Origin of the sequence: Wolbachia endosymbiont (group A) of Anomoia purmunda (assembly GCF_947251545.1) — a bacterium.
Taxonomy (GTDB): Bacteria; Pseudomonadota; Alphaproteobacteria; order Rickettsiales; family Anaplasmataceae; genus Wolbachia.
In genome coordinates this window covers 994,975-1,007,243 of record NZ_OX366362.1, presented here as the reverse complement: position 1 = coordinate 1,007,243, position 12,269 = coordinate 994,975, and the positions used below count along the sequence as shown (strand labels likewise).

General features: G+C 35.2%; 9 protein-coding genes and 1 tRNA gene. All 10 read left to right on the top strand.

Features of this window, described 5'->3' with window-relative positions; all coding sequences use genetic code 11:
• Window positions 1-115 precede the first annotated feature (115 nt).
• Complete coding sequence (rpoD, locus tag OPR57_RS05310; RefSeq protein ID WP_265037567.1) at window positions 116-2,059, top strand: RNA polymerase sigma factor RpoD; 1,944 nt, start codon at window positions 116-118, stop codon at window positions 2,057-2,059.
• Between the two features lie 140 nt (window positions 2,060-2,199).
• Window positions 2,200-3,174 (top strand): SGNH/GDSL hydrolase family protein, encoded by a 975-nt coding sequence (locus OPR57_RS05305; protein WP_265036154.1) that lies wholly within the window; start codon window positions 2,200-2,202, stop codon window positions 3,172-3,174.
• A gap of 1,224 nt (window positions 3,175-4,398) precedes the next feature.
• On the top strand, window positions 4,399-6,012 hold the full coding sequence (locus tag OPR57_RS05300) for a hypothetical protein (protein ID WP_265036152.1): 1,614 nt from the start codon (window positions 4,399-4,401) through the stop codon (window positions 6,010-6,012).
• Between the two features lie 381 nt (window positions 6,013-6,393).
• A complete protein-coding gene (locus OPR57_RS05295) occupies window positions 6,394-6,915 on the top strand; it encodes a hypothetical protein (RefSeq protein WP_265036150.1) in 522 nt (173 codons plus the stop codon).
• The gene (locus OPR57_RS05290) at window positions 6,903-7,142 is read left to right on the top strand and encodes a hypothetical protein (RefSeq protein WP_265036148.1); all 240 of its coding nucleotides are present in this window, start codon (window positions 6,903-6,905) and stop codon (window positions 7,140-7,142) included. The genes OPR57_RS05295 and OPR57_RS05290 overlap by 13 nt, the downstream gene beginning before the upstream one ends.
• Window positions 7,143-7,232: 90 nt before the next feature.
• A tRNA-Arg gene (locus OPR57_RS05285) sits at window positions 7,233-7,310 on the top strand.
• 82 nt (window positions 7,311-7,392) lie between these two features.
• On the top strand, window positions 7,393-8,511 hold the full coding sequence (gene dnaJ, locus OPR57_RS05280; protein WP_265036145.1) for a molecular chaperone DnaJ: 1,119 nt from the start codon (window positions 7,393-7,395) through the stop codon (window positions 8,509-8,511).
• A gap of 208 nt (window positions 8,512-8,719) precedes the next feature.
• Window positions 8,720-10,354 (top strand): ribonuclease J, encoded by a 1,635-nt coding sequence (locus OPR57_RS05275; protein ID WP_265036144.1) that lies wholly within the window; start codon window positions 8,720-8,722, stop codon window positions 10,352-10,354.
• Between the two features lie 119 nt (window positions 10,355-10,473).
• Entirely contained in the window at window positions 10,474-10,809 is a 336-nt protein-coding gene (locus tag OPR57_RS05270; RefSeq protein ID WP_265036142.1) for a hypothetical protein, read from the top strand.
• 23 nt (window positions 10,810-10,832) lie between these two features.
• Window positions 10,833-12,095, top strand: a complete 1,263-nt coding sequence (locus OPR57_RS05265) for a Tol-Pal system protein TolB (protein ID WP_265037565.1) — start codon at window positions 10,833-10,835, stop codon at window positions 12,093-12,095.
• Window positions 12,096-12,269 lie beyond the last annotated feature (174 nt).

Here is a 12,269-nt window from a genome sequence, read left to right as displayed (position 1 = left end):
TATCTTAAACTATATGAAGTAACAAATAGCCACAAGTTAAAAGTAAAATTATAGACTTGCTCGTTGTAAGTTTGTTTGTTAATAAGAAATAAAATTATAAACTATAAAGGTAATGATGTCAACTATTCATGATGCAGAAGATAAGAAAAAAATTATCAAAGATCTGGTAACTAAGAGTACAAAAAAGGGTGGTTTTATCACCTTTGATGATATAAATGATAAATTATCAGATGAAAATTTTTCGTCTGACTTTATAGATGATGCTATATCTTTATTGCAGGATTCCGGAATTAATGTGCTTGAAAGTAGCGAAGATGAAGAAGATATTCCTTCCAACAGTGATGATAGTAAACTTGATGATGATGACACATCGCCAAATATTACTCCAACTTTAGTACAAAATGATGATCCAGTGAGGATTTATTTACAAGACATGAGCTCTGTAAAGCTTTTGTCAAGGGCAGATGAAATCGAGATAGCAAAAAAAATTGAATCTGAAAAGCATAACATGTTACGTGCGATAATTGAAACATCAGTAACATTAAAGGTGATAAAAGTATGGCGTGATGATTTAAGTAATGGAGCTCTCTTACTGAGAGAAATTATAGATCTGGATGCAATTTATAACTCTGATTTTAATGTGGTACCCAAAGAAGAAAGTGAAGAGAGTGCTGAAGATGTTGAGGATTCTAAGGACATTTCTGAAGATGCTGAGTACTGTAGTGATGATGAGAAAGATAGTAAAAAAAGTGATGATGAGAAAGACGGTGATAATGAAGATATAAGTTCAGTCAATTTAAATGTTTCTATTTTTGAAATGGAAAGTGACTTATTGCCAAAGGTCATAGTTGCATTGGATGAGGTAATTACTTTAACAAATGAAGCGTTGATATTAAGAAAAAATTCTAAAAATTTCTCTAATGAGCTAGAAAATTTGTATAATCAAATATGGTCTATAGCATTACAAATTAAGTTAAGTGATGCTGCTGTTGCCAGAATTACACAAGAACTTTATAAGATAAATAGATCCGTCACGCTTGAAGAGGCTAATCTTATTGCTGAGGCTAGAAAATACAATATCGATAGAGAAAGTTTCTATAAAGTTTATGATGACGTGCTTTTAAAGCACGAGTTGAAAGAGATAAGTCTTTTAAAGATCAATGAAAATCAATCCTCTTTTACAGGTGAATTAAAAAACAAATTTTTAAGGTTTATAGACGATAACTCTGAACATATAGCTAGTACCTTGAACGGTATTAAGCAGCATATACAGGAAGATAACGTACAAGAATTTAAGGAGCTAATCAGGAGAATACAAAAACACGAACGAGAAGTCTCTGAAGCAAAGCAAGAGATGATTAAGGCTAACTTAAGGCTAGTAGTCTCCATTGCTAAGAAGTATTCAAAAAGAGGCCTTGATCTGCTTGATTTGATACAAGAAGGCAATATTGGTCTTATGAAGGCCGTGGATAAGTTTGATTACAAACGTGGATATAAATTTTCAACTTATGGCACTTGGTGGGTAAGACAATCAATCACTAGGGCAATACCTGAGCAGTCTAAAGTAGTTAGAATACCAGTTCATATGGTGGAAATTATCAGTAAAATCAACAGAGCATTAAGAAAGATGACTCATGAGATGGGGAGAGAGCCGACGTTAGAGGAATTGAGTGTAGAACTGACAATGCCGCTGGAAAGAATACGCAAAGTTATGAAAATAGCAAGGGATCCAGTAAGTCTTGAAGCTCCAACAGGAAAAGATGATAGTAGTACCTTCGGTGATTGTATAGAAGATAAGCGGGTCTCCAGACCAGAGGATGCTGCAATACTTGCTGACTTGCGTGGCATTACAACCAATGTTCTTGCAACTTTAACACCAAAGGAAGAAAGAATTCTAAGAATGCGTTTTGGCCTTGGTAAAGATGGGAAGGAACATACCTTAGAAGAAGTAGGAAAAATTTTTAATGTAACGCGTGAGAGAATTAGGCAAATAGAGGCAAAAGCACTGCGCAAGTTGAAACATCCAAGCCGCGCTAGAAAACTTAGAGGGTTCTTTTAAGTATACGTGTCAAGTTAAGAAGAAGCTGATTTTGCCCGGAAAAAATGGAGAGAAAGTTAGGCCAAAGTTGTATAATTTCACCGCTATTTTTCTTTTTTTATGAATCTAATGAAACAACATGCTAATCTACGGTAAATATTATGACAAACAAAAATGACAATTCTAAGTATAGAAATTTTTATGTTCTGGGTGATAGTTTATCCGATAATGGCGCAATCATTGGAATTTTAAATAACTTATCCTTTGCAAAAAGCGTAAAGTTTGATGACCCTTTTTATCAAGGAGGATCTTTTAGCAATGGCCCTACTGCTGTTGAATATGTAGCAAAATATTTAGATTTAGACGAATTTAAACCTGGGTGGAGTTATTCATTTTTTGGTAGATGCCACGAACAGCAAGGTCAAAACTATGCAGTTTCATGTGCAACAGCGTCTGAAATTTTTGACCCTATTTTTTCTTATTTCTTCAATAAATTTCGTTTAGCTAACCAGCTAGATGCGGTAATTAAACATCATCCAGATATAGGTAAAGAAGATTTATTTTGCATCATAATCGGCGGAAATGATGTTATGGTTGCCACTGCTTATGACGATACTAAAGCGGAAGAAGTGTTGGAACAAGCAGTGAGTGAAATATGTAATGCACTCAAGGTTCTAAATGAACATGGTGTTAAGCATGTAGTTGTTGCAAACGCACCTGAAGTTGGCTTAATACCAGCTTTTAATAGAGATGAAGAAGCAAGGGAACTAGCTACAAAGCTCACGGAGAGTTTCAATGCAAAATTGGCTAAAGGCTTAGATTATATGAAGAAAAGTACAGATCTTGAAATAAAAGCATTTGATCTTAACTCTAAAATGAGAAGTATGCTTAGCGAATACAAGAGCAAAGGTTTAAATTGTCAAGATGCATGCACATCGAACATTGCAGACCAAGTTGGGAGATTTAAAGAAAATATAAAAATACTCTTAAAGTTGATATTTAAAGGGGAACTTGACGTTGACTATAACCCTGGGTGTAGCAAAGAAACACTAAAGGATTATTTCTTTTTTGATTATTTCCATCCAACTGCGGAACTTCATCATGAAGTTGGTAATGAAGTGTGTGAGTTGATTTGACACAGTTTTTTTGAACATATCCTTTTAAATAGTAACCAGACTGCATTCTGTGATTTTTAGCAAAACACGATCTTTCATTTGAGCTTTCTTCAATCTGAAATAAATACAGAAACTAGCTATTTTCAAAAATATGGTTGAATAATTGTGTGTATAATTATTAATGTTTTTTAGGCATTTTTGCCATCAAAATTTCTCGACCCTAAACTGGATTTGACCTTCAAAAAAATATGTAGGGTCGAGAACTGGCGCGCCTACTTTAGGGTTTGGTCATCACTTTCGTGGTGGGCCTCAATCCAAATTCCCATGTTAACGTTTCTAGCTCCCGCCTCGTCAAACGCAGCATCCGCACTACGCTTTCCTAGTAGATTCTTTGCCAAAGTTTATAACTATTGTACTGGTGATGCTTTCGGTTTGTAATACCTTATTCTGTAGTCTGAATATAGACCCAGCGTTTTGTATATCCATTCGCTACTCCACTTCTTCCAACCAAACCTTTCCTTTGCTTTCCTGGCTCGCATTAAGTTGCATCTTACCTTCTTTTCCACCCAATAGTCTTTCGACCTTTTTAAGATACAATCCAGCTTCTATGCAACCTCATCAAAAACATTCATTTAGTATAAGATCAGCTACTTTCCATGCTAGTTTGCTTGCTCACAAGCAAACTTTTCTGGATTCCAGTTGGCTTTGTTGCATCGCTAGCTATGATGGATTAAAGATAAAAAAGATGGAGAATATCAGTAGCTTATTATTCTGGTATTTATAACAAGAACGGTCAGTGAATACCTAAATTTGAGTAAAAGAAATTTCACTACCACTCACTAATCCGGCTAAAATTCAAGAATTTCAATGCTTTAGCTATTTTCAATAGAATTAAATTTATTAATATAAATAACAAATTACTATTCTTAAATTTGATCAGATTGATTGCAAAAAAACAAGATTTTTAATAGGTTGCTTATAATCCTAACTATAGTTAGCCTTTCATAAGTAGCGATGCAACAAAGCCATCCCAATGTCGGCTACTTGGATGACAGGAGAAGATGCTGGGATGACACCCTGACAACCGTCATCCAGCTACTTGTTAGCGGCTGAGATACCGCAGCGGCATGACGCAGGGAAATCTTACTTACTATAGCTATAGTTCTACATGAATTACAAAAGTAATATTTACTAGATCTTAATATTTTAGATCTATATTTTAATAAATAATGAGCTGTAATTAGTATGAATAATCCATTTAAAAGTGAGAACTATAAAAAAAATCTCGATTCTCTGATCAAAGCTGTAAAGCTAGGAAATGCAGAGAAACAATATAACAAAACGTTAAGGGATTTATCTCATGCATTAGAAGGTTTTACAGGTGAGGCAAAAGGTATAGCTGAGTTTGTTATATATACTGACTTGAACAATTATGTAGAACAGCCATTAGGTCTTTTTAAAACATTAATGAATAGAATTTTGGGAAAAAATTTTCCAACCAAGAACAGTAGTATAAGTAATTTTGTAAATGATGAGTTGTCAAGTTTCACTTTAGAAACAGCAGCTAAGTATACAAGAATTTTAAAAAAAATTGATCTCTTGGAACAATTAGAAAAAGATTTAAGAAAAAATAATATTTTAAAAGATTCTTTGAATTTAGAACAAAGTGAAAAGAGTCAAGGAAAAGATAGATCACACGAAATGAGTTTGGAAGGTAGAAAGCAAAAGGAAGGTACTTTTGAGCTGCGAAAAGAAGAACAGCCGAAAGAAAAATTAGGTGGTAATCGCATGAGGCAAATAAAGCGACCAACAACAGCACCTCCGGCTGCTCCAGATTCGAGGAAGGTACGCTTTAAATCAGAAATATCCTCAGATGGAGAAAGCAAGGCAAAGTCTACATCTTCTTTACTAAAAGGAGCTAATAGTTTTAGTATGCCTGATGCTAAGGAAAATCCTTCTGAGGATTCAGGCTATGAAAGTTCATTAGATCAGGGGTCTGAATATGAAGACATATCAAATTATCAAGAGAAAAAGCAAAAGGAAAATCCTTTATATGAGCAGAGAGAAGATTTAGGCTATGGAAGTTCATTAAATGAAGAGTCTGTATACGAAGAGATATCAAATTATCAAGAGAAGAAGAGTAAAATTTTAATGGAAAATTCGCAGAGTTCAAAATCGCCCAAAGAAGAGCCAATTTATGCAACAGTTTCTAAAGAACATATAGAAGCAAAAAGAGAACGTAAGCAGAAACAACAACCTCAATCCCTAGTACCACAAAAACCACCGCAAGTGCCAAAAAAAATGTTTACTACTGGTCAAGAAGTTAGACAAGAATCGAAAGTGGTAATCAAAGATAAACCTGCAGTACCGCTAAAGCCTAAAAATCTAAGCCGTGCTAATCAAAAAGTAAGCACAGAGCCAAAAGTAGTAGGAGCAATTCTTAAAAAATCAGCTGAAAGAGTACCACTAAAATCTGAAAATCAAGACAATAGGAAATCAGCACAAAAAGCTGCTGGTAAGGCGATACCAAAAGTAGCAGCAGCTACTATGAAAGGAGGAGCTAATCGCGAGATGGGCAGTAAAGTAAAGGCATTAAAAGAAAAATTTGAGCAAAATCAAGCAAAAGGAAATGATAATGTACGGCTTGCTGAAAGCAAAACCACTCCAGCAGCACAAGCGGATATCGGTGTGAAGAAAAAACAATCTCATTCATTTCTAACAGAGAATAAAAGATCTGCAACGAAACACATAACAGCAAAATCTGATCCAAAATCTCATGTCAGCAAAAATTCCCTTCTCACGCATGCAAATGTAAAGGAAATGGTTGCACAAATTGAGAAAGGAAAAGGAGGAAGATAGTAACATTTGGGAAAAAAACATATGTGTCAAGTCAAGAGATTGTGAGCAAACTTAGGAAATTATAGCTAAACTGACTTAGATTTATCAACAATTTGAAAAACCGTCATTCCGCTACGTGTTAGCGGGATCTAGAGACCCCAGTTGCGGATTAACCAATGAAGTAAAGCTGAGAAATACAGGGCTTTTTTAGCTCGGCAGTGGTCTGAAAAGTCCATTTTTCACTTTATAAAATGTTTATATTTTACCACCTACTTTATTTGAATAAGTTCTTCTGCCACACTCTGAACGGATACTTGAATCAGGCTCAAGTTGACAAGTAGATGTTATCTTGTTATAGTAAGTAAGTATTTATTAATTTAATCTTAACTTAAGAGGGTATTTATGGTAGCAAGTGATAGTGTTTTAAAAAGGTATGCGTTAGCCTATATAAAGAAATCAGGTAATAATATTGAAGGGTTTCTACAGCATTGTAATAATACACCGAATTTAACTTGGAGTGAGGAGAATTTTAAAAATGTGTATGAAAAATTTCCACGCTCAAACTCAAATGATAGCTTAAGTTTTTGGGATTATTTACTATTACAATTCTGGATTGATTCTTTATTCGGTGGACGTGGTCACACTACGGTTAATAATATAACAAATATTAACAATAGTAATAGTAATGCCTTTTGTCAAAGCGAAAAAGATAAGAAAAAAGACTCAGAAGACAGTAGAAAACTATTAGCTTTAGGTATAGTAGCTGCAGTTGTGTGTGTTGTTTTCCATGCTAGTATGTGTTTTTGGTATCACAGCAGCAGAAAAACGGCTAGAAAAGAAGAAAAAATAGATTACCTGGATAATAAACTTAAGATGCTTAGGAATATAGAATTTGCGGTTGGCGCTGTTTTTTGGCAGCTTTGATAGCTTGTGCTGTTTACCCAGTCTTACCAGCGTGGAGTTTAGTCATTCTTGGTATTAATTCTCTCGCATGTTTTGCTGGTGGTTTAGCTTTTCATATGAAGCATGAGGAAGAATCAGAAAATATCGGGAAAGCTAAAGGAGCGGTAGATAGCTATTTTCAAAATCTTCAAGGTGTTTTTCCAAGTGCTCCTTCTGATGATGCGGAACGGCAGTTTAGGAATTATTAGGGGCTCACCGTATGATAAAATTAACAGTTTTATTTTTAGCCAAATTAATTGAATCAAGCCACAAAACCTGCTAAAGTTAACTTTGTGAAAGCACCCTTAGCTCAGTTGGATTAGAGCATTTGACTACGGATCAAAAGGTCGGGCGTTCAAGTCGCTCAGGGTGCACCACATTTTATAGGAAACAGAAGTCACACTTGAAATTAATATATGTAATACCTATCTTTAAAGGTTAAGCACTAAACTATTATATATGAGCAAAAAAGACTACTATGATCTGCTGGAAGTAGGCAAAAATGCCAGTATTGATGAGATAAAAAAAGCGTATAAAAAATTAGCGTTAAAATATCATCCTGATAGAAATCCTGGCAATCAAGAAGCAGAGGAAAAATTTAAAGAGGTAACAGCTGCATATGAAGTTCTGTCTGACTCTGAGAAAAGGGCAGGCTATGATCGTTATGGCCACGAAGGTGCTTCTGGTGGATTTCAAGGCTTCAGTTCTGCAGGAGATTTTAGCGACATATTCAATGACTTCTTTGGTGGAGGATTCGGTGGTGGTGCAAGTAGATCGAGAGCAAAAAGAAGTACAACAGGAGTATCTGGAGCAGACCTACGTTATGATCTTGAAATTACCTTAGAAGATGCATTTAAAGGAATACAAGCGCCTATACATTATGTGACAAATGTAAAATGTGATACATGCCAAGGCACAGGTGGCGAAGGAGCAATTAAACCAGTTCAGTGCCACACATGCAAGGGAAGCGGTAGGATTAGAACTCAACAAGGCTTTTTTACCATCGAAAGAACATGTACTACATGCTATGGGGAAGGAGAAATAATACAAAATAAATGTAAGAAATGTGGTGGAAGTGGACGTAGAAGAGATGAAGTAAATATATCCGTTTCAATTCCAAAAGGCATAGAAGAAGGAGCTAAGGTAAGGATAAGTGGTAAAGGAGAAACTGGAACAAAAGGTGGAAAAAGTGGAGATTTATACGTATACGTGAAAATAATTTCCCATAAAATCTTTGCTAGAAATAAAGCAGATTTACACTGTAAAGTGCCTATAAGAATGACACTAGCAGTGCTTGGTGGTGAAATCGATATTCAATCAATTGATGGAGCTAAAATAAAAGTAAAGGTCCCTGAAGGCACTCAAACTGGTACCAAACTACGTTGTAGGGAAAAGGGTATGCCATATATGAACTCACATGCTCGTGGTGATTTATATGTACAGGTAATAGTTGAGACTTTAAATCCAAAAAATTTAACTAAAAAGCAAATTGAACTATTAAAAGCGCTTGAAGAAGAGGAAAATGCAAGTGTACAACAGCAATCTGAAGGGTTTTTTAGTAAAGTAAAAAAAAAATAAGAAATCTGCTAAATGACATAAAGGGGTAACTGTTTACGGGTTTTCATTTAATCCTGCAATTCTTTGACCTTATTAATGGAAAACTTAACAATAGTGTTATTATTAGCCAACAGAAACTTCTTAGTTCCTTAAAACTATGTAAAAGCAATAAATTTCTTTATTTAAGGTCGAAGTTTTGCTATTCTCAAGTTTTAATAATTTAAATTTAATGAATATAAACAAAAATGAGTTTTTATTTCTTCCGCTTGGGGGAGTAGGAAGAATCGGGATGAATGTTAGCCTATATCATTACCAAGGTAAGTGGATTATGATCGACCTTGGTGTTGGTTTTGCAGATGAAACTATGCCAGGTGTTGAGCTGCTTATTGCTGATATAGATTTTATTGCTCAAAGAAAAAAAGATTTACTTGGAATAATAATTACACATGCACATGAGGATCACTGCGGTGCAGTGCCCCACTTGTGGGAAGAGTTGCAGTGCTCCATATATACAACAAAATTTACGGTTAATTTTCTTAAAGAGAAACTAAAAGAATTTCGATTGGAAGGTATAGTGCCTGTGAAAGAGGTGGACATAAATGGCAGCACAAATTTGGGTCCTTTTACCATCGAGTTTATAAATGTAACTCATTCAATTCCTGAGGCAAATTCAATATTAATTAGCACTGAAATGGGTAGTGCACTCCATACAGGAGACTGGAAATTTGATCCAAAACCTGTTGTTGGATTAACTTCTAATATGGAGCTCCTAAAAGAAATTGGCGATAAAGGTGACCTGCTTGCAGCAATTTGCGATTCAACCAATATATTAAGCAAGCATCACCCTGAGTCAGAAGGTGAAATTTATAATAATATTTATAACATAATAAAGCGGTCTAAAAAATTAGTTGCTGTTTCGCTATTTGCTTCAAATGTGGCACGAATTGAAACGATAAGCCAAGCTGCAAAAGCACTAAATAGAAAAGTAGTTTTACTTGGTAGATCTTTATGGAGAATAGTGAAAGTTGCGCAAGATAGTGGTTATTTAACTGATTCTCCTCAGTTTCTTGAAGCAAAGGAAGCAGTAAATTTTCCAAGGGAAGAACTGGTGCTACTTTGCACAGGTTGTCAAGGTGAGCCACTGGCAGCTACCGCAAGACTTGCTGCTAAGAGTCATCAAGCATTTAAAATGCAGCAAGGTGATACCATGATCTTTTCGTCAAAAATCATTCCTGGAAATGAAACTCGTGCGCACAACATGCTCAATGCCTTTATTGAGATGGGGGTAGAAGTTGTTACTGAAAAAACAGAGCATGTTCATGCTTCTGGGCATCCAACAAGAGAAGAGCTAAAGGAAATGTATTCTTTAATAAAACCGAAGATGTCTATTCCAGTTCACGGCGAATATATTCACACGCATGCACATGTAAAATTTGCTAAAGAGTGCGGTGTGGCAAAAGCAATAATGATTGCACCAGGTGATATTGTTAATTTGGAGAACGGAGAAAAAGTTGATTCAATTGATGTTGACTACTTTGGTATTGATGGTACGCTGCTACGTCATCCGGAGAGCAGTGTTATAAAAATGCGTAAAAGAATGAGAGATGCTGGAGTTATTGTGGTAACAGCAGTTGTAAACAAGAAAAATAAATTGCTTGCTAAACCAAAAGTATTTGTACCTGGTGTTTTTGAAGTGCTAGAAGATGCAGCTATCATACAGAAAATTGTCAAGAAAGTTGAGTCGTTGTTTAGTTTGCAACCAACAAAAAAAATTAAAAATAAGATTGAAAGTTCAATATTGAGTATCTTAAAGGAATATTTACTAAAAAGACCTATAATTGAGGTTCAGATAGAACAGGTATAGAAATATACCTCTTTTATTAACCATTATTTGAGTAAGAAGTTAACAATGTATTCTTTGATGTTATTTCAGCATGCAATACTGGAATCCATAAAAAAAATCAGTGTCAAGCACACAACTATATGAACGTTGTGATTTTAGAGCAATCCCTGCCGGTAGGGGTGTCATCCCAGTGCTTGACACTGGGATCCAGCAAAATTGATTGTAAACAAGCGCACTATACAACATTATCGATGAAATTGCCAGAAAACTGGATTCCAGTGTCAAGCACTGGAATGACACCACCTGCCACCTACAAATTGCAATGTTCGTATAGTTATGTGTCAAGCACTGGGATGACATCAGAGGTTAATGTCACCTACTGTAACACGAGAAGTTTGAACAGTTGTGTATCAGCTACTTTCATGACGTCGTTTGTTGTGCAGTTTACCTTCAAAAGTAAACGTTTGCTGGGATGATAGAGAGCAAAGCAGGAAGTCTAATGAAGTTATTCGTTCAACTAATATTGCTTGTTTTGTTATTTATTCCTTATTTTACAAAAGCTGCTTTATATGTTGATATAAAAAAAAGCAGTGTTGGTAACATCGGTCTTGCTGTATCTAAATGTACATGTAAAACAGCGTTGGAAAGGGAATTAAGTGAAAATATTGCAAAGGTAATAGGAACAAATTTATCTAATTGTGGCTTATTTAATGTAAAACGTGGCGCGGAAGCTGAATCTAAATCTTGGAAAAGCGATACTGTAGTCACAGTAAGTTTAAGCGAAATATCTGGTAGTGCATTAGAGCTATCATTTCGTTTATTTGACACTTTTACAAAAAGAGAATTACTTACTCAGTCAGTTGTTTTTCCAGCAAAAGACTGGAGAAAAATTGGTCACCTCGTTTCGGATGTGATACATGATAGATTGATTGGTGAGAAAGGGCACTTCAACACAAAAATCACGTATATTGCTGAAGAAAAAGATAGCAACTACAAATCTGTGCGTAAAATTGCTGTGATGAATCAAGATGGAAGTAATATAAAATACTTAACAAATGGCGATAGATTTGTGTCAACACCGAGATTCTTACCAAATGGAAAGGGTATTGTTTATATCTCGTACGCAAATGGTAAAAGTTATATAATATTAAAAAATTTAAAAGATAACACTGAATCAATAATCAGCGCATTTGAAGGAGTTGTTTCTGCACCAAGATTTTCTCCCGATGGTAAATCTCTTTTAATTTCCCACTCATTGGGTGGTGAAACGAATATATTATCTTTGGATTTAAGTAGTAAACGGACAAAAAAAATTACTAAAGGTTCAGCTATAAGCACTTCTCCCTCTTTTTCTCCAGATCAAAAGTATATGGCTTTTAGTTCTGATATAAGTGGGAGTCAGCAACTGTACGTTATCGATTTTACTAACAAAAGTAAAAAACCTAAAAGAATTAGTGTTGGAAGTGGAAGATATGCTACGCCTGTTTGGTCGCCAAAAGGAGATCTGATAGCTTTTACAAAGATTCAGTCAGGAAAATTTTACATAGGAGTTATGAAGCCAGATGGCAAAGAAGAACGTCTGCTTTCAGAGGGGCATAAAATTGAATCCCCGGCATGGCTACCAAATGGCAGAGAAATCATTTTTACAAGAACAGAATCACCAAGCAACTCTAAACTATATTTAGTAGACTTAGTAAAGAAAAATCAAAAAATGGTTTCCACTCCCACAAATGCTTCTTTACCGGATTGGTCTTATTTTTGAAAGTAGATTTATTGTATCTGTTCAGATGCATGGCTAATGTACAAATACTGAAACAAAAATTCCAGTGCTCCCTTTCTTGTCATCCCAGTGCTTGACACTGGGATCCAGATTGGGCACTAAGTTGGTAAACACGAAAGCGGTTAATCCTCTACAACGTTTTTGATGGAACTGTGC

What these genes read in the sequence shown, in the direction of transcription:
- OPR57_RS05265 (WP_265037565.1), top strand. Translation starts at nt 10,833, where the DNA reads ATGAAGTTATTCGTTCAACTAATATTGCTTGTTTTGTTATTTATTCCT.
- OPR57_RS05305 (WP_265036154.1), top strand. Translation starts at nt 2,200, where the DNA reads ATGACAAACAAAAATGACAATTCTAAGTATAGAAATTTTTATGTTCTG.
- dnaJ (WP_265036145.1), top strand. Translation starts at nt 7,393, where the DNA reads ATGAGCAAAAAAGACTACTATGATCTGCTGGAAGTAGGCAAAAATGCC.
- rpoD (WP_265037567.1), top strand. Translation starts at nt 116, where the DNA reads ATGTCAACTATTCATGATGCAGAAGATAAGAAAAAAATTATCAAAGAT.
- OPR57_RS05270 (WP_265036142.1), top strand. Translation starts at nt 10,474, where the DNA reads ATGAACGTTGTGATTTTAGAGCAATCCCTGCCGGTAGGGGTGTCATCC.
- OPR57_RS05275 (WP_265036144.1), top strand. Translation starts at nt 8,720, where the DNA reads ATGAATATAAACAAAAATGAGTTTTTATTTCTTCCGCTTGGGGGAGTA.
- OPR57_RS05295 (WP_265036150.1), top strand. Translation starts at nt 6,394, where the DNA reads ATGGTAGCAAGTGATAGTGTTTTAAAAAGGTATGCGTTAGCCTATATA.
- OPR57_RS05300 (WP_265036152.1), top strand. Translation starts at nt 4,399, where the DNA reads ATGAATAATCCATTTAAAAGTGAGAACTATAAAAAAAATCTCGATTCT.